This is a genomic window from Agrobacterium rubi TR3 = NBRC 13261, from assembly GCF_000739935.1.
GTDB lineage: Bacteria > Pseudomonadota > Alphaproteobacteria > Rhizobiales > Rhizobiaceae > Agrobacterium > Agrobacterium rubi.
Map to the genome: position 1 here is coordinate 142,353 of NZ_BBJU01000002.1, position 17,028 is coordinate 159,380.

At 57.9% G+C, this 17,028-nt stretch carries 13 protein-coding genes; 9 read left to right on the forward strand and 4 right to left on the reverse strand.

Going from position 1 to position 17,028, the window contains the following annotated elements; genetic code table 11:
• Nucleotides 1–23: 23 nt before the first annotated feature.
• From RRU01S_RS01120 to RRU01S_RS26665, 4 genes are all read left to right on the forward strand, one after another.
• Nucleotides 24–812, forward strand: a complete 789-nt coding sequence (locus RRU01S_RS01120) for an N-formylglutamate amidohydrolase (protein WP_045228399.1) — start codon at nucleotides 24–26, stop codon at nucleotides 810–812.
• A 12-nt stretch (nucleotides 813–824) separates the two neighbouring features.
• Nucleotides 825–1,130, forward strand: a complete 306-nt coding sequence (locus RRU01S_RS01125) for a DUF1244 domain-containing protein (RefSeq protein WP_045228400.1) — start codon at nucleotides 825–827, stop codon at nucleotides 1,128–1,130.
• A gap of 153 nt (nucleotides 1,131–1,283) precedes the next feature.
• Nucleotides 1,284–1,538 (forward strand): DUF2312 domain-containing protein, encoded by a 255-nt coding sequence (locus RRU01S_RS01130; RefSeq protein WP_042617583.1) that lies wholly within the window; start codon nucleotides 1,284–1,286, stop codon nucleotides 1,536–1,538.
• 548 nt (nucleotides 1,539–2,086) lie between these two features.
• A complete protein-coding gene (locus RRU01S_RS26665; RefSeq protein ID WP_045228401.1) occupies nucleotides 2,087–3,844 on the forward strand; it encodes a flagellin N-terminal helical domain-containing protein in 1,758 nt (585 codons plus the stop codon).
• A gap of 49 nt (nucleotides 3,845–3,893) precedes the next feature.
• On the opposite strand, the gene RRU01S_RS01140 is transcribed toward RRU01S_RS26665, so the two are convergent.
• On the reverse strand, nucleotides 3,894–4,835 hold the full coding sequence (locus RRU01S_RS01140) for an alpha/beta fold hydrolase (RefSeq protein WP_045228438.1): 942 nt from the start codon (nucleotides 4,833–4,835) through the stop codon (nucleotides 3,894–3,896).
• Nucleotides 4,836–5,220: 385 nt separating this feature from the next.
• Between RRU01S_RS01140 and RRU01S_RS01145 the strand changes: the two genes are divergently transcribed.
• The gene (locus tag RRU01S_RS01145; protein WP_045228402.1) at nucleotides 5,221–5,703 is read left to right on the forward strand and encodes an Hsp20 family protein; all 483 of its coding nucleotides are present in this window, start codon (nucleotides 5,221–5,223) and stop codon (nucleotides 5,701–5,703) included.
• Nucleotides 5,704–5,734: 31 nt separating this feature from the next.
• Here the strand turns inward: RRU01S_RS01145 and RRU01S_RS01150 are convergent, their stop codons facing one another.
• Nucleotides 5,735–6,763 (reverse strand): bile acid:sodium symporter family protein, encoded by a 1,029-nt coding sequence (locus RRU01S_RS01150; RefSeq protein ID WP_045228439.1) that lies wholly within the window; start codon nucleotides 6,761–6,763, stop codon nucleotides 5,735–5,737.
• Nucleotides 6,764–6,868: 105 nt separating this feature from the next.
• On the opposite strand from RRU01S_RS01150, the gene RRU01S_RS01155 reads away from it, so the two are divergent.
• Nucleotides 6,869–7,729: a LysR substrate-binding domain-containing protein gene (locus RRU01S_RS01155; protein ID WP_045228403.1), complete on the forward strand. Its 861-nt coding sequence runs from the start codon at nucleotides 6,869–6,871 to the stop codon at nucleotides 7,727–7,729.
• Nucleotides 7,730–7,939: 210 nt separating this feature from the next.
• On the opposite strand, the gene RRU01S_RS01160 is transcribed toward RRU01S_RS01155, so the two are convergent.
• Nucleotides 7,940–8,995, reverse strand: coding sequence for a threonine aldolase family protein (locus RRU01S_RS01160; RefSeq protein WP_045228404.1), 1,056 nt, complete (start codon nucleotides 8,993–8,995; stop codon nucleotides 7,940–7,942).
• Between the two features lie 364 nt (nucleotides 8,996–9,359).
• Here RRU01S_RS01160 and gltB point away from each other — a divergent pair, with 364 nt between their 5' ends.
• The 3 genes from gltB (at nucleotide 9,360) to RRU01S_RS01175 (ending at nucleotide 15,949) form a co-directional block, all read left to right on the forward strand.
• Nucleotides 9,360–14,099, forward strand: coding sequence for a glutamate synthase large subunit (gene gltB, locus RRU01S_RS01165; RefSeq protein ID WP_045228405.1), 4,740 nt, complete (start codon nucleotides 9,360–9,362; stop codon nucleotides 14,097–14,099).
• 53 nt (nucleotides 14,100–14,152) lie between these two features.
• The gene (locus tag RRU01S_RS01170) at nucleotides 14,153–14,395 is read left to right on the forward strand and encodes an AbrB/MazE/SpoVT family DNA-binding domain-containing protein (protein ID WP_111837578.1); all 243 of its coding nucleotides are present in this window, start codon (nucleotides 14,153–14,155) and stop codon (nucleotides 14,393–14,395) included.
• A gap of 96 nt (nucleotides 14,396–14,491) precedes the next feature.
• On the forward strand, nucleotides 14,492–15,949 hold the full coding sequence (locus tag RRU01S_RS01175) for a glutamate synthase subunit beta (RefSeq protein WP_045228407.1): 1,458 nt from the start codon (nucleotides 14,492–14,494) through the stop codon (nucleotides 15,947–15,949).
• A 70-nt stretch (nucleotides 15,950–16,019) separates the two neighbouring features.
• On the opposite strand, the gene RRU01S_RS01180 is transcribed toward RRU01S_RS01175, so the two are convergent.
• Nucleotides 16,020–16,976, reverse strand: a complete 957-nt coding sequence (locus RRU01S_RS01180) for a GlxA family transcriptional regulator (protein WP_045228408.1) — start codon at nucleotides 16,974–16,976, stop codon at nucleotides 16,020–16,022.
• Between the last annotated feature and the right edge of the window lie 52 nt (nucleotides 16,977–17,028).

The following is a 17,028-nucleotide window of genomic DNA, read 5'->3' on the forward strand; positions in this document are numbered from 1 at the left end:
CTTATCGTCGCTAGAAATCAAAGATGCCAGACTTCCAGCCCTACGAAATCATAGAAGGCGATTATGACAAAGGCATGGTTCTCATCGCCGATCACGCCACCAACATTCTGCCGCCAGACTATGGCAGTCTCGGTCTGTCACCGGCGGCCTTTCAGCGTCATATCGCGTTTGATATCGGCATCGAAGGGCTGACGCGAACGCTTGCCGCGCGCCTTCGCGTGCCCGCCGTGATGAGCCGCTTTTCCCGCCTGCTGATCGATCCTAACAGGGGTGAGGACGACCCCACGCTCATCATGAAGATTTCCGATGGTGCGATTATTCCCGGCAATCACCCGATGACACAGGATGAGTGGGATCGGCGACTGAACACCTATCATCGACCCTATCACAAGGCTGTGGGTTCGGTGCTGGACAAGGTCGCAAACCAATCCGGCAAGGCACCGCTGGTGTTTTCGCTGCATTCCTACACGCCGTTCTGGAAAGAGGTGGCTCGCCCCTGGCACGCAGCCGTGCTGTGGGACACGGATCACCGCGCTGTCACGCCACTAATTGCGCATCTGCGGGCATCGGGCGATATTGTGGTGGGGGACAATGAGCCCTATGACGGCGCGCTGAAGGGCGACACCATGTATCGGCACTGCATGGCCAAGGGCTTCCCCCATGCCCTTTTGGAAGTGCGGCAGGATCTCATCGGCGATGAGGCGGGCATTGCTGCTTGGGCTTTGCGCCTTGCTCCCATTTTCGCCGCAATGAATGATGATCTGAGCCTGCACGCCTATCAGCAGTTCGCCTCGCGGACCGGACCCTATTGAGCGGAGAAGACGATGAGCGAAGTTGACGATATCAAGAAGACAGAGCTGGAAGCGGCCGCTTTTCGCAGGCTGCTCAAACACTTGCGCGAGCGCAGCGATGTGCAGAACATCGACCTCATGAACCTCGCGGGCTTTTGCCGCAATTGCCTGTCCAACTGGTATGCGGATGCGGCCAAGGAAGCGGGCCACGAGATCAGCAAGGATACCGCCCGCGAGATGGTCTATGGCATGCCTTATGACGATTGGAAAAAGCTGCATCAGGGCGAAGCCAGTGATGTCCAGAAAGCCGCATTCGAGCAAAACAAGCCGCAGGAATAAGGCGCCGAGACCGGAAACGGCTTGACGTGGCTGTCTGGGACAGGCAGTTCACCAACCTGAAAAATTCGCTGCCACCGCAGCCTTGAGGCTTCCGCCTCGACCACTTTCGAATCACGCGGTTCTGTGCGCAGAGCCCACGCAAAGGATAGAAGAATGGACGAAACAGCCACAACCGAAACCGTCGCCGCCGCCGAACTGCGCCAGTTCATCGAGCGTATCGAGCGTCTGGAAGAAGAAAAGGCCGCGATTTCCGGCGATATCAAGGACGTGATGGGCGAAGCCAAGGGCCGTGGTTACGACACCAAGGCGATCCGCACCATCATCCGCCTGCGCAAGAAGGATGCCAACGAGCGCATCGAAGAAGAGACGATCTTGCAGACCTACATGGCTGCACTGGGCATGGAATAAGCCTAGAGTCAGGCCGTGATTGGAAGGCCCCCTGGTGGGGCCTTTTTCTATTTATGGTAGATATAGAAGCAAGTGAAAGTTATCAGCCTGATCAAAGGATTTCTTTCGTGCGCCCGTAAGCAAAACTCTACGAAAACTCCGCGTTCTCTGGTGTTTTTGGATCTTTCACATATCCCGTTTCTCTCGCGACGTGCGAGTATTCTAAAAAAGTTTTATTTATATTTTTAATCGAAATATTCTAATATTTTCAAAGCGATGAATACTGATTTTCAGTGAACTGATGTCGAAGCGTCTCGTAAAGCTCACGAAGAAGTGTCGGCACGCCTTTTATGCGTTTGTCGAGGTTGGTGTTCCACTCGTTATTATTGATGACAATGGTTAGAATGAACATATCAGAGCTATAAGTTGTTCTCTAAAGCTAGTCTTAAATGCCACGATAGTGCTACTTTATACAACCATTTGTAAGCATCTTGTTAATCATTTACTTACCATAAATGTGACGGAAATGAGTCTCTCTATGGCTCGGCGATGCTCGCAAGTGGTACGGAATGACCAGCATAAAGACCAACATGTCGGCCATGGCGGGCCTCCAGACTCTTCGCGCGACGGCAGCGAGCCTTGCCGAGCAGCGAAGTCAGGTCAGTAGCGGTTTACGGGTGGGAAAAGCCTCGGATAATGTTGCCTATTGGTCCATCTCGACCACCATGCGCTCCGACCGCACCGCCATTTCCGCTGCGAACGACGCGATGGGTTTGGGCGCAGCCAAAGTCGATACGGCCTATGCGGCGATGACGTCTGTGCTCGAATCCCTCACGGAATTCAAGTCAAAGCTGGTGACTGCAAACGAGACGAGTGTGGATCGCTCGAAAATTCAGGGAGAACTCGATCAGCTTAAAAAGCAGGTCGTGGCCATTGCCGATTCTGCCAGCTTCAACGGAGAGAACTGGCTGACCACTGATGTCGATGACATTTTCGATCCCGATATCAACAAGGTGTCGGTCGTCTCCGGCTTTACGAGAGGCACAGACGGCGCAGTCTCCGTCAACAGGGCGAATTATTCTCTTGTGCAATCTTCTCTCTTCAATTCGACCGGTGGAGGGATGTTGCAAGCAGACCCGAGAGACCTGAAGACGATTGGCGGCCTGCGTTTCGAATATGGCAACGGCCTCAGAAGCGATTATGCCATGCGCAGCACCTCCGGTACCGGGCCAGGGACGTTCATGTTCGATTTTTCCTCTCCCATGACGTTTGGAGCCGGGGACAGCCTGAGCTTCGATATCACCATCGATGAAGACAATCCTGCGGATGGAATTCCGCCAGCTTACGACCCGGGCAGAACGACGTCAGCGGTGATCGATGCTGGTGTGGTCAACAGCGTCCTTGGCAGAAGCGATGGCGTCATCGGTAATTACAAACAGTATGCGCAAGTTCTGAACAACGTGCTTTCCGGCGCAGGCGCTTTTGCTACGACATATCGACGACTTGATCCGCCCAATCAGACAGTCATTTGGGTGGATGTCCCGAACGTGGTCGGAATTGTACGCGGCGGATTTGGTGACAAGGACGGATCGTCCATGAGCATATCGAACGTCAGCTTTACGGGCGTTACGCAGGCCAACCAGATCGCTGATCGCTCGGTGGCATTTGGAGTGCGCAGGTCCTCCATGACGCTCGATTTTGAGCCTCTCACCGTTTATGACGACGTCATCGTCAGCATGCGTATGGATGTTGATCACGCTTCAACGAGCATGTCTTTCGACAAGGACTTCGTTAACCTGAAGCTGGGCAAGACAAACGGCAAGATCGAGACATCGAATGAGATGGCAACCGTGCTGACGGCTCTCGTCAACAGGTCTGATATCATCATCAATGCCCCTGACGCCTCCACGGTTTCCATCAGCATCGACCCTCTTCAAATCCGTAAATCGGGAGAGAAGAGCTCCATTGGTTTTTATGGCATCGACGTCAATATCGAGCCATTGCCAACGATGAATTTCCTCGACATCGATATCGCCGCCAATCCGCGTTTGCTGGATGGTTATGTCGGCTACATCGAGCAGGCACTCGGCCGGGTGACGGGTGGGGCTGCGGCGCTGGGCGCTCTCCAGACGCGTATCGAAATGCAGTCTCAGTTTGCCCAGAAGTCCCTCGATACCATCGATGCAGGCGTGAGTCGGCTCGTGGATGCCGACATGGAAGAGGCCTCGGCGCGTTTGAGCGCGCTGCAGACGCAGCAGCAGCTCGCCATCCAGGCGCTTCAGATATCCAACGATTCGCCAAAGACGTTGCTGTCCTTGTTCAACTAGAGGCGTCTGCGTGATATGGATTCACTGAGCTTCAGTCTGGCTTTTCTGTTCACTCTTCCGGTGCGAAAAACGCATCGATCGCGGCCATAGCCTGACTGCGATAGACATCGCGCTCCAGAAACAATTCGTGCCGTGCGCCGGTGACGGGGATCAGTTGCGCCGCACGGAAATTGCGCGATAGCTCTTCCTGTCCCGCATAGGGCGAGATCGTGTCGCGCATGGGTGCCAAGAGCAGCGTCGGCACGGTGATCTTCGTCAGATGATCCTGCCGCGTGACCCAAGGCATCGTTTTCAAAACCTCAAACAGCCAGCGTGCCGTCGGCGCACCGACGAAGAGTTCGGGGTGTTCGATGCCGATTTGTGCATTGCGGGCAAAGCGGACGGGATCTGACGTTAGCGGATTGTCTTCAAACGAGCGCTCGCGCTGGTCTTTTCCGAGCTGCACGCCACCCAGCCCGATCAGACTGAGGCTCGTGGCCACCAGCCGGATGAACCACGCCGGCAGGGATTGTCCGCTCAAGGAAATGAAGGGTGCGCTGAGCGCCATGCGCTCGATGCGGTTCGACAGTGCCGGTCCCATGGAAAGGGCTGCCAGCCCGCCGGTGGAATGGGCAATCATGAAGAAGGGCAGGCGCGTATCCGGCAAAACGACCTGTTCCAGAAACAGCGATATGTCCTTCTGGTAATCGGAAAAGCGCCGCACATGGCCGGCATGGGCTTTCTTCAGCAGCCGTTCCGACCCGCCCTGTCCGCGCGTGTCGAAGGTCGCGACCCAGAAGCCTTTCTCGGTGAGATCGTTGATCGTCTCGAAATATTTCTCGATGCATTCATTGCGGCCATGCAGCAAAACGATGGTGCCACGCGCCACCGACTGGCTGGAGCGAAAGATCGCGTAGCGCAGTTTCTTGTTCTTATGACCGGTGAAATAGCCCGCGATGTGGTTCTCGGGCACGGGGTTGCCCTTGGTCGCGTGTAATATGGCTTCGGTCATGGATGGTGTTTCCGACTTGGCACTGACGAGATGTTTCGCAACGGGATAAGTGGCGCGCCGATGCACGTCAAAGGAAAAATCGCCGGAACCGTCGGTCTTAGCAGTCGCGGTTCCGGCTAGTATGACAGAAGAAGAAGGGACGTTATCCTTCTGCCACCGGAGATAGCCTCCGATGTCCCGATGAATAGCGCGCGCAAACTGAACGATTTCAGAACTGTGCGTTCAGTTGGCATTCAGGCGCATTCCGGTTTGCGAAAACTCTTGAACTTGCCCAAACGCCTTCCCATCTCTTTGTCACGGTCGCCAGAACGGGGCCGTATCCGGTCACTCATCGCCATCAGGGGTGAGGACCTTAATCGCAAACAGTCGCTCACAGGAGGACACCATGCGTCACGTTGATTTTTCCCCGCTTTACCGCTCCACGGTCGGTTTCGACCGCCTTTTCTCCATGCTCGATGGCCTTGGCCAGCCGGAACAGGCGCAAGCCTACCCGCCCTACAACATAGAGCGCACCGGCGAGAACGCCTACCGCATCACCATGGCGGTGGCCGGTTTCGATGAGAACGAACTCAGCATCGAATCGCGCGCCAATGTGCTGACCGTCAAGGCTGAAAAGGCTGACGAGACCAAAGAAAGCGAAGGCGACTTCCTCTATCGCGGCATTGCCAAGCGCGCCTTCGAGCGCCGCTTCCAGCTTGCCGATCACGTCGAGGTACAGAACGCTTCGCTGAAGAATGGCCTGCTGCACATTGATCTCTTCCGCAACATTCCCGAAGCCATGAAACCACGTCGCATCGCGATTGTTTCAGACGTGACGGATGAGCCACGGCAGATCGAAGCGCAGGTGACGCCCGCTCAGGTCAACTAAACCTGTTGCGTGAAGTCTGACGAAACGGCCCTCATTGCAGGGCCGTTTTTGTTTGTTCCGGCGGAAGCGCAATTTCTGCGGTTTTCTGCAATTCGATTTTCTTCGCCTTGGTGGCATATCTCTGCGCAATCACCGCGCAGGCCATCAACTGTATCTGGTGAAACAGCATCAGCGGCAGAACGATCGCGCCGATGCTCTGGCCGGCAAAGATGGCACCCGCCATGGGCACGCCGCTGGCAAGGCTCTTCTTGGATCCGCAGAAGGTGATGGTGATCTCGTCTTCCTTCTTGAAACCAAGCAGACGGCTGCCGAACATGGTGATGCACAGAACGACGGCAAGCAGAGCCATGTCGATGCCGATGACGACGCCGATGTCACGCAGGGTAAACTGGTGCCAGATGCCTTCGATCACAGCCTCACTGAAGGCGAGATAGACCACCATCAGGATCGAGCCGCGGTCGACGGGTGCCAGCAGCTTTTTGCGGGCTCTGATCCAGTCGCCGATCCAGGGCTGCAGGATTTGGCCGAGAATAAAGGGCGCCAGCAATTGCAGGAAGATTTGCCCGAAAGCCTCGAGCGAAAAGCCGCCGCCATGGCCGCCCACGGTAAACAGGAAGCCGACGAGCAGCGGCGTTAAAAACATGCCGAATATATTCGAGGCCGATGCAGCACAAATCGCCGCTGGAACATTGCCGCCCGCCATGGAGGTGAAGGCGATGGAGGATTGCACGGTGGACGGCAGCACGCAGAGAAACAGGACGCCCATATAGAGCGGCGCAGGCAGAATGCTCTGCGGGATGTAGCCGAGGCCGACGCCGATCAGCGGAAACAGGCCGAAGGTGACAAACAGAATGACCAGATGCAGACGCCAGTGCAAGATACCGGCGATCACCACATCCCGCGACAATCTCACGCCGTGCAGAAAGAACAGCAAGGCAATCGCGCATTTGGTGGCGATGCCGAAGTATTCGGCGGCTTGCCCGCTGACGGGCAGGAAGGAAGCGATGATGACGGTTGCGACCAGCATCATGGTGAAGCGGTCGGGCAGGAAGCGGCTCATGGCGGCGTGCTTTCGTTTTTCCGGTTTTGCATTGAATTGACCTGCATTATCCCTCATCATGAAATCAGATGCAAAAACTAACAGTTATCATGATGTGAGATAACCATGCTCAATCTCCAACACCTCGCCAGCTTCGTGACGCTGGAGCAGACCATGAGTTTCACCCATGCCGCCGAGCGGTTGGGCATCGGTCAATCGACGCTCAGCCAGCATATCCAACGCTTGGAAGCCTTTCTCGGGCAGCGCCTGATCGCGCGTGATACACATCGGGTTCGCCTGACGCCGGAGGGCGAGGCGTTGCTGGGTTACGCCCGCAACATGCTGGATATCAACAACAAGGTAGCGGCTTTGTTCGGTGAAAGCAGGCTGCGTGGCCGCCTGCGACTCGGCGTCTCCGAAGACTTCGTCGCCAGCCGCCTGACGGTCATTCTAGAGGAATTTACACGGCTCTACCCGCTGGTCGATCTGGAACTCACGGTAGCGCTCAGCGGCTCTCTTTACGAAATGCAGGACAATGGCGAGCTGGATGTCGTGCTGGCCAAAAGACGCCTGGGTGACCACCTCGGCCACTTCTTCTACCGCGAACCTCTGGTCTGGCTGGCAAAAGACCCGGATGCCGTTCTGTCGCGCGAAAACGCCTTGCCGCTCATCGCCTTTCCACCACCCAGCATCACCCGCAAGGCAGCACAGGAAGCGCTCGACCGCGCCGGTGTCGCCTGGCGCATCGTCTGCACCTGCGGCAGCCTCAGCGGACTAACCGCCGCCGCCCGCGCCGGAATGGGCGTTCTGGTCCAGCCTCGCAGTATGGCGCCAACAGGATTGCGGGAACTGCCGAAGGGCGCGCTTCCGGCACTGGAAGATGTGGAGTTCGTGCTCCAACCGAGGAAGGGGGCGGATGCGGAACTGGTGGAGGCACTGTCGAAACTGGTGATGGCTAAGGGGATGGTGCCGGGGAGTGCTGCTTGAACGCGTGGCGGTACCCCTCACCAAGAAAATCTAAGACTTAGCTCTGCTAAGCTCTTGATTTTCTATCCTCTCCCACAAGGGGAGAGGTAAAAGAGCAAGCGGCGCGGCATTCGCGTTATCTCTCCCCCTGTGGGAGAGAAAGCAATTTCAACATCTTGAGCTTTGCTCAAGTGTTAGAAATTGCAAGTGAGGGGGCAGCTCCGTTCCGCTTCAAGCCCCGCCACAAATCCGCAAGAAATCATCCACGTCGTTTTCCAGCGTTGCAAAGCTGGTCACAAGCCGAATGAGCTGTTCGTTTTCGCCCACAGGCTCCGGCATGTCGTGTGGCACGGGCCAGTCGTAGAAGCTGGCACCGGCCTCTTTGGCAGCCTTGGCCTTGTCCTTGTTCAGCACCACGAAAAGCTCGTTGGATTGCGTTGGCCAGGCCAGGCGTGCACTGTTGGAAGCCGACAGTCCTTCGCGCAGGCGCGTCGCCATGGCGTTGGCGTGGGCGGCCAGTTCAAGCCACAGATCGTCCTTGAAATAGGCATCGAATTGGGCGGCCATGAAGCGGGTTTTGGAGAAGAGCTGGGCGGAGCGCTTGCGGATGAAGGGCAGGTCTTCTGCCGTTTTCGGATCCATGTAGACGATGGCTTCCGCGCACCAGCAACCGTTTTTCGTTGCGCCGAAGGACAGAATATCAACGCCGCGTTTCCATGTCATTTCGGCAGGCGTCGTGTTCAGCGCCATCATGGCGTTGCCGAAACGCGCGCCGTCCATATGCAAGGGGACGCCAGCGTTTTTGGCGATTTTCGAAATCGCGTCGATTTCATCGAGTTCGTAAACCGTGCCCTGTTCGGTCGCCTGGGTCAGCGTCACCAGCATCGGCTGGCCTTGATGGATGGAGCCGGGCGGGAAGCGGCCGATGGCGGCTTCGAGGTTCTTTGGCAGCATCTTGCCGTTGGGTCCAGCGACCGGCATCAGGCGCGAGGCGTTGGAAAAGTAGACCGGCGCGCCGCATTCGTCTTCGATGACATGCGCTTCGGAATGGCAAAAGGCGATGCCGCCGGGGCGGGCGACGCTGGCCATGGCCAGAGAATTGGCAGCGGTGCCGGTGCCGACGAAGAATACGGCGACTTCGCGCTCGAAAATCTCGTTGAAGCGCTTCTCGATGGCGCGGTCCAGTTCGCTCGTGCCGTAGGCGGCGGCAAAGCGGGTGGATTCTTTCATCAGCCGCTCATTGATCGCGGGGTGGGCGCCTGCCCAGTTGTCGGAAGCAAAAAACATGGGTCTGCACTTTCGATGAGTTGACGATGGCGGGAGTGGCTGGTCTGCCAAACGATTGTCGTTTTATGGCCTTATCTTCGGGAACGCAAATCCGGCAATGAAAGCAACGATTTCGTGGTTTTGCCGGAAGAAAATTGCGCGAAGATTCGCAACCGAGACATTTAGCGTCATTTTGTACGTTTATAAAATGTTGAGGTGGACTTGCAGAGTACGGTCGTTTCTGTCAAAATCCAACCAGAATTAAGACAGCAATGCTGTCCTAAATTGACAAGCGGACGCGAAACCACTATCCGGAAACGGTGAAGAGGTCGAGCATCCGCCTCTCTGCGTGAAGCCATGCAACCTGTTGCAGGAGGGACGAAAAATGACGATCAAGCTGGAAGGCGAAAACGCCGCGGCGATGTTGACCAATGACTGTCCGACGAGCGCCCAGCCTAAGGCTGCCGTGCGCGCGACGATTGGTGGTCTGCCTCCAAAGCAGGGTCTTTATGATCCGCGCAACGAGCATGATGCCTGCGGCGTCGGCTTCGTGGCGCATATGAAGGGCCAGAAGTCGCACCAGATCGTCAAGGATGGTCTGTTCATTCTCGAAAACCTGACCCACCGTGGTGCTGTCGGTGCCGATCCATTGATGGGCGATGGCGCGGGCATTCTGGTGCAAATCCCCGACAAGTTTTTCCGTGAGGAAATGGCGCTTCAGGGCGTGACGCTGCCGAAGGCTGGCGAATATGCCGTCGGCCACATCTTCATGTCGCGCGATGCAGACCAGATCGAGCACTACAAGAAGGTCATCATCGACGTTGTTGCCGATGCGGGACAGCAATTCCTCGGCTTCCGTGATGTGCCAGTCGACAACTCCTCTCTGTCGGAAGCGCCCGATATCGCTGCAACCGAGCCGCACCATGTGCAGGTCTTCATCGGTGCTGGTCGCGATGCGGCTACCAATGCCGATTTCGAGCGTCAACTGTTTCTGATCCGCAAGGTCATTTCCAACACCATTTACGACGCGGGCGGCGGCAAGGAAGCGCAGGATTTCTATCCCGTTTCGCTGTCCTCCTCGACCATCGTCTACAAGGGCATGTTCCTGGCCTACCAAGTCGGGGCCTATTATAAGGACTTGGCTGATCCGCGTTTTGAAAGCGCCGTCGCGCTCGTTCACCAGCGTTTCTCGACCAACACTTTCCCATCCTGGAAGCTGGCGCACCCCTACCGCATGGTTGCCCATAACGGCGAAATCAACACGCTGCGCGGCAACGTCAACTGGATGGCGGCGCGTCAGGCATCCGTTGCCTCACCGCTGTTTGGCGACGACATTTCCAAGCTCTGGCCGATTTCCTACGAGGGACAGTCGGACACCGCCTGCTTCGACAACGCGCTCGAATTCCTCGTGCGTGGCGGTTACTCCATGGCGCATGCCGTGATGATGCTGATCCCCGAGGCATGGGCTGGCAACCAGTCCATGTCGCCGGAGCGCAAAGCATTCTACGAATACCATGCAGCGCTGATGGAGCCATGGGATGGCCCGGCTGCCGTTGCCTTTACCGATGGCAAGCAGATCGGCGCGACGCTCGACCGCAACGGTCTGCGTCCGGCCCGTTATCTCGTCACCGATGACGACCGCATCATCATGGCATCCGAAGCTGGCACATTGCCGGTGCCAGAAGAGCGCATCATCAAGAAGTGGCGTTTGCAGCCGGGCAAGATGCTGCTGATCGACATGGAAAAGGGCGCAATCATTTCCGATGAGGACGTGAAGCGCGAACTCGCCACCAAGCATCCGTACCGCACATGGCTGGATCGTACCCAGCTGATCCTCGAAGACCTGAAGCCTGTCGAGCCACGCGCTTTGCGCCGCGACGTGTCGTTGCTCGACCGCCAGCAGGCCTTTGGTTACACCAGCGAAGACACCAAGCTTTTGATGTCGCCCATGGCCACCACTGGTCAGGAAGCCATCGGCTCCATGGGCACCGACACGCCGATTTCGGCCATGTCGTCCAAGTCCAAGCTGCTTTATACCTATTTCAAGCAGAACTTCGCGCAGGTCACCAATCCGCCGATCGACCCGATCCGCGAAGAACTGGTGATGAGCCTCGTCTCCTTCATCGGCCCGCGCCCGAACATTCTAGATCACGAAGGTGCAGCCCGCGCCAAGCGTCTGGAAGTGCGCCAGCCGATCCTGACCAATGGCGATCTGGAAAAGATCCGCTCCATCGGCCACACGGAAGACCGTTTCGATACCAAGACGCTGGACTTCACCTATGATGTGGAGCGTGGCGCCGAAGGCATGCCTGAAATGCTGGACCGTCTCTGCGAGCGTGCGGAATCCGCCGTGCGCGGTGGTTACAACATCATCGTCTTGTCTGACCGTCAGCTTGGGCCTGACCGCATCGCCATCCCAGCGCTGCTGGCCACCGCTGCCGTCCACCATCACCTCATCCGCAAGGGTCTGCGGACATCGGTCGGCCTCGTGGTCGAAACCGGCGAGCCGCGCGAAGTGCACCACTTCTGCCTGTTGGCCGGTTATGGTGCCGAAGCCATCAACCCGTACCTCGCCTTCGATACGCTTCTGGACATGCACAAGCACGGCGCGTTCCCCAAGGAAGTGTCCGACGACGAAGTGGTTTATCGCTACATCAAGGCTGTGGGTAAGGGCATTCTCAAGGTCATGTCCAAGATGGGCATTTCCACTTATCAATCCTATTGCGGCGCGCAAATCTTCGACGCCGTCGGTCTGTCCTCGGAGTTCATCGAGCAATATTTCTTCGGCACCGCCACGCAAATCGAAGGCGTTGGCCTGACGGAAATTGCCCAGGAAACCGTATCGCGTCACACAGACGCCTTCGGCAAGGACCCTATCCTCGCCAGCACGCTGGATATCGGTGGCGAATATGCCTACCGCATGCGCGGCGAAAGCCATGCCTGGAGCCCGGATGCGGTTGCCACCTTGCAGCACGCCGTGCGCGGCAACAGCCAGGAGCGCTACCGCGAATTCGCGGAGATGGTGAACGACACGAACCTGCGCATGAACACCATTCGCGGCCTGTTCAAACTCAAGGGTGCCGAAGCGCTTGGTCGCAAGCCGATCTCGGTCGATGAGGTCGAGCCTGCCGTCGATATCGTCAAGCGCTTCTCCACCGGTGCCATGTCCTTCGGCTCCATCAGCCGCGAAGCACACACGACACTCGCCATTGCCATGAACCGCATCGGCGGAAAGTCGAACACGGGCGAGGGCGGCGAAGAATCCGACCGTTATTTGCCGCTGCTCAACGGCAATCCGAACCCGGAACGTTCCGCCATCAAGCAGATCGCCTCCGGTCGTTTCGGTGTGACGACGGAATATCTCGTCAATGCCGATATGCTGCAGATCAAGGTCGCGCAGGGGGCCAAGCCCGGAGAAGGCGGTCAGTTGCCTGGTCACAAGGTGGATGCAACGGTTGCCAAGACCCGCCACTCCACACCGGGCGTCGGCCTCATTTCGCCACCGCCGCACCATGATATCTACTCCATCGAAGATCTGGCGCAGCTGATCTACGACCTGAAGAACGTCAACCCGGAAGCCGATGTTTCCGTCAAGCTCGTCTCTGAAGTCGGCGTCGGCACGGTTGCCGCCGGTGTTGCCAAGGCGCGTGCGGACCACATCACCGTCTCCGGTTTTGACGGTGGTACAGGTGCCTCTCCGCTCACCTCGCTCAAGCATGCCGGTTCCCCATGGGAAATCGGCCTTGCCGAGACGCAGCAGACGCTTGTCATGAACGGCCTGCGTTCGCGCATCGCGCTTCAGGTGGATGGCGGCCTGAAGACGGGCCGCGATGTCATCATCGGCGCATTGCTGGGAGCCGATGAATTCGGTTTCGCGACGGCTCCGTTGATTGCGGCTGGCTGCATCATGATGCGCAAGTGCCATCTCAACACCTGCCCCGTGGGCGTTGCCACGCAGGACCCGGTTCTGCGCAAGCGCTTCAAGGGTGCACCAGAACACGTCATCAACTACTTCTTCTTCGTCGCCGAAGAAGTGCGCGAAATCCTCGCCTCGCTGGGCGTGTCCAAGCTGGATGAGATCATCGGCGCTTCCGAACTGCTCGAAAAGGATGAGATGCTGGCCCACTGGAAGGCCAAGGGACTCGACTTCAGCCGCATCTTCCACAAGGTCGATGCGCCGAAGGAAGCGACCTACTGGACCGAGCGCCAGAAGCACCCGATTGACGATATTCTCGACCGCAAGCTGATCGAGAAGTCGATGCCGTCTCTCGAAAACCGCGAGCCTGTGGTCTTCGAAGTGCCGATCAAGAATGTCGACCGCTCAGCCGGTGCCATGCTTTCGGGCGCGCTTGCCAAGCGTTGGGGCCATAAGGGCCTGAAGGATGACACCATTCATGTGCTGCTGCGCGGCACGGCGGGCCAGTCCTTCGGCGCGTTCCTGGCACGCGGCATCACATTCGATCTGGTGGGTGACGGCAACGACTATGTCGGCAAGGGTCTCTCGGGTGGCCGCATTATCGTGCGTCCGCCTGAAAATGCCCGCATCGTGGCGGAAAACTCGATCATCGTCGGCAACACGGTTCTCTATGGTGCGATCACCGGCGAGTGCTATTTCCGTGGTGTGGCAGGTGAACGTTTCGCCGTTCGCAACTCTGGCGCCATCGCCGTTGTCGAAGGCGTGGGTGACCATGGCTGCGAATATATGACGGGCGGCATCGTCGTGGTCCTGGGTGAAACCGGCCGCAACTTCGCAGCCGGCATGTCCGGCGGCGTGGCCTATGTGTTGGATGAGCAGGGCGACTTCGCCAAGCGCTGCAACATGGCCATGGTCGAGCTGGAGCCGGTGCCGGAAGAAGACGACATGCTGGAGAAACTGCACCATCACGGCGGCGACCTCATGCACAAGGGACGTGTGGACGTTTCCGAGGACATGACCCGCCATGACGAGGAGCGCCTATACCAGATGATCTCCAACCACTTCCATTACACCAACTCCAACCGCGCCAAGGACATCCTCGACCGCTGGAGCGAGTTCCGCCCGAAATTCCGCAAGGTCATGCCGGTCGAATACCGCCGCGCGCTTGAGGACATGGAACGGATGAAGATGGGTGTAGCTGCGGAGTGAGTTAAAATATCAGCGCCTTATGTTGTGGGTTTACTTCAAACATGGAGGCGCTGATGGGGCCGATAGCAAAAGAGTACGAAATCAAAATCATCAGAAAAGGCGGCAGTCGTCTCGTGGAAATACCAGACGACTTCTTTCTTTCAGGAGAAAAGATCATCGTTCGACAAGAGAGGGATGGAGTGATTACCATCTATCCCGCGGAAAAGGCGGCACGAGAAGCAATGTCGGACAGGTTCAATCCATTCGTAGAATGGGAAAATGGAACTTGGCCAGACAAGCTTGAAACTCCCGAGTGAGTTGAGTGGATTGAGTTCATAGTGCTGGGGGCGGTTTGGGTTTCGCCTACTGGTATTGGGGGCTTTGGCTCTGTAATTAGGTATGAGGACATAAACATGGGCAAGGTTACAGGTTTTCTGGAAATAGATCGTCAGGTTGGCAAGTATCAGCCGGCGTCGGATCGTATTCGCCATTTCCGGGAATTCACCATTCCCATGTCGGACCCGGAAGTGCAGAAGCAGGCGGCGCGCTGCATGGACTGTGGCATTCCCTATTGCCATGGCCCGACCGGCTGCCCGGTTCATAACCAGATCCCCGACTGGAACGATCTGGTCTATAACAACAACTGGGAAGAGGCGATCCGCAACCTCCATTCCACCAACAATTTCCCTGAGTTCACCGGCCGTGTCTGTCCCGCCCCATGCGAGGAAGCCTGCACGCTGAACCTCGAAGATGCGCCGGTGGCGATCAAGACGGTCGAGCAGGCGATTGCGGACAAGGCTTATGAACTCGGTTTCATCGTGCCGAAGCCTGCAACGGTTCACACCGGCAAGAAGGTCGCCATCATCGGTTCCGGTCCGGCCGGTCTGGCGGCGGCCCAGCAGTTGGGGCGTGCGGGTCACGATGTGCATGTCTATGAGCGCGAATCCAAAGCGGGTGGCTTGCTGCGCTACGGCATTCCCGACTTCAAGATGGAGAAGAACTTCATCGATCGCCGGGTCGAGCAGATCAAGGGCGAGGGCGTGACCTTCCATTACGGCGTCAATGTCGGTGTCGATATGACCGTCGAAACGCTACTCGCCGAACACGATGCCGTGCTCTATTGCGGTGGTTCGGAAACACCACGACCTGCCGGTATCGGTGGCACGGAATTCCACGGCGTTCATGATGCGATGCCGTATCTCGTGCAACAGAACCGCCGCGTCGGTCGCGAAAGCATCGACAGCGTTGGCTGGCCTTCCGATCCGATCCTTGCCGGTGGCAAGCATGTCGTGGTCGTCGGCGGTGGTGATACAGCGTCGGACTGCGTCGGCACGGCGTTCCGTCAGGGTGCAGTGAAGGTCACGCAGCTCGACATTCGCCCGATGCCGCCGGAGAAGGAAGACAAGCTCGCCGTCTGGCCTTACTGGGCCACCAAGATGCGCACGTCTTCTTCGCAGGCCGAAGGTGCCGCCCGCGAATTTCAGGTCGCAACGCTCGAATTCGTCGGTGACGAAGACGGCGTGCTGACCGGCGTGAAGTGCTGCCAGGTGGACGAGCGCCGCAAGCCCATCGCGGGCACGGAATTCATCATCAAGGCCGATCTCGCCTTCATCGCCATCGGCTTCTCCGGCCCCGCTACCGATAGCGTTCTGAAAGAGATGGACGGCAAGCTGACGCTCAACACCGACCGCCGCGGCTCCACCAACGTCGTTGCCAACGACAAGGACTACAAGACCTCGGTCGACAAGATGTGGGTTGCAGGCGACGTTCGCCGTGGCCAGTCCCTCGTTGTCTGGGCCATCCGCGAAGGTCGCCAAGCGGCGCGGGCCATTGATGAGGCATTGATGGGTGAGACGCTTTTGCCGAGCTGAGGCATTGCGATTGAAAAATTTGAACCTCCGGGGGTTTGCGCCTTCGGAGGTTTTTTATTGGTAGAAGCCTCTATGCCAGAAAACGCTCGCGATAAGCGCGTGGGCTGACGGAAAAGCGGCGCTGAAAAGCGCGGCGCATGGTCTCTTCCGCACCAAAACCGCAACGTTTGGCGGTGCCGGTCACCGACGTGCCCTGTTCAAGCAGACGTCTTGCGGTTTCAAGACGCAGGTTTTCGATGGCTTGTACCGGCGTTTGGCCGGTGGCCTGCCGATAGTGGCGTGAGAAGCTGCGGACGCTCATGGCGCACTGGTGTGCGAGATCGGGCAGCGTCAGCGGCCTGTGCAGATTTTCCATCATCCAGGCATGCAGCTGTTCGAAGCGCCCGGCATTGTCCTGCAAGGTCAGCGCCGTGCTGAACTGCGATTGGCCGCCTGGACGCTTGAGGAAAACCACGAGTTGGCGCGCGACCGCGAGTGCGGCCTGATGGCCAAGATCGGCCTCCACGAAGGCCAGAGCGAGGTCGATGCCTGCCGTGACACCTGCCGATGTCCAGATGTCGCCATCGCGAATGAAAATCGGGTCCGGGTCCAGCCGCACCAGTGGAAACCGTTCCTTGAATTCCTGGCATCGCTGCCAGTGTGTAACAGCCCGCTTGCCATCGAGAAGACCAACGGTTGCCAGAAGGAATGCGCCGCTGCAAACGGATGCGGTGCGTCTTGCCACTGCCGACCGCGCCTTGATCCACGCCAGCAGCTGCGCGTCCTCGCAGGCGTCATACACACCCCAGCCACCCGGAATGATCAGCGTGTCGGGGCGAGGCGCTTCGTGGTCAAGCGGCTGCACATTGATGCCGAGGCCGGAGGAAGTCAGGACTTCTCCACCCATGCCGACAACCACGGGGGCGTAAGCGGGTGCCACGCCCATGGCACGACGCTGATCGTTTGCTGTGGCGAACACTTGCAAGGGTCCAGCGACATCGAGCAGCTGCACATCGGGATAACTCAGAATTTCGATCAGACGCGACATTTTGGCTGAAACCGTGGGGTGAATGGCATTAGGGCCAAAGGATGATCTGTTA

Excerpts from the sequence above, each read along its gene's own strand:
- RRU01S_RS01120 (WP_045228399.1), top strand. The coding sequence starts at position 24 with ATGCCAGACTTCCAGCCCTACGAAATCATAGAAGGCGATTATGACAAA.
- RRU01S_RS01125 (WP_045228400.1), top strand. The coding sequence starts at position 825 with ATGAGCGAAGTTGACGATATCAAGAAGACAGAGCTGGAAGCGGCCGCT.
- RRU01S_RS01130 (WP_042617583.1), top strand. The coding sequence starts at position 1,284 with ATGGACGAAACAGCCACAACCGAAACCGTCGCCGCCGCCGAACTGCGC.
- RRU01S_RS26665 (WP_045228401.1), top strand. The coding sequence starts at position 2,087 with ATGACCAGCATAAAGACCAACATGTCGGCCATGGCGGGCCTCCAGACT.
- RRU01S_RS01140 (WP_045228438.1), bottom strand. The coding sequence starts at position 4,835 with ATGACCGAAGCCATATTACACGCGACCAAGGGCAACCCCGTGCCCGAG.
- RRU01S_RS01145 (WP_045228402.1), top strand. The coding sequence starts at position 5,221 with ATGCGTCACGTTGATTTTTCCCCGCTTTACCGCTCCACGGTCGGTTTC.
- RRU01S_RS01150 (WP_045228439.1), bottom strand. The coding sequence starts at position 6,763 with ATGAGCCGCTTCCTGCCCGACCGCTTCACCATGATGCTGGTCGCAACC.
- RRU01S_RS01155 (WP_045228403.1), top strand. The coding sequence starts at position 6,869 with ATGCTCAATCTCCAACACCTCGCCAGCTTCGTGACGCTGGAGCAGACC.
- RRU01S_RS01160 (WP_045228404.1), bottom strand. The coding sequence starts at position 8,995 with ATGTTTTTTGCTTCCGACAACTGGGCAGGCGCCCACCCCGCGATCAAT.
- gltB (WP_045228405.1), top strand. The coding sequence starts at position 9,360 with ATGACGATCAAGCTGGAAGGCGAAAACGCCGCGGCGATGTTGACCAAT.
- RRU01S_RS01170 (WP_111837578.1), top strand. The coding sequence starts at position 14,153 with ATGGGGCCGATAGCAAAAGAGTACGAAATCAAAATCATCAGAAAAGGC.
- RRU01S_RS01175 (WP_045228407.1), top strand. The coding sequence starts at position 14,492 with ATGGGCAAGGTTACAGGTTTTCTGGAAATAGATCGTCAGGTTGGCAAG.
- RRU01S_RS01180 (WP_045228408.1), bottom strand. The coding sequence starts at position 16,976 with ATGTCGCGTCTGATCGAAATTCTGAGTTATCCCGATGTGCAGCTGCTC.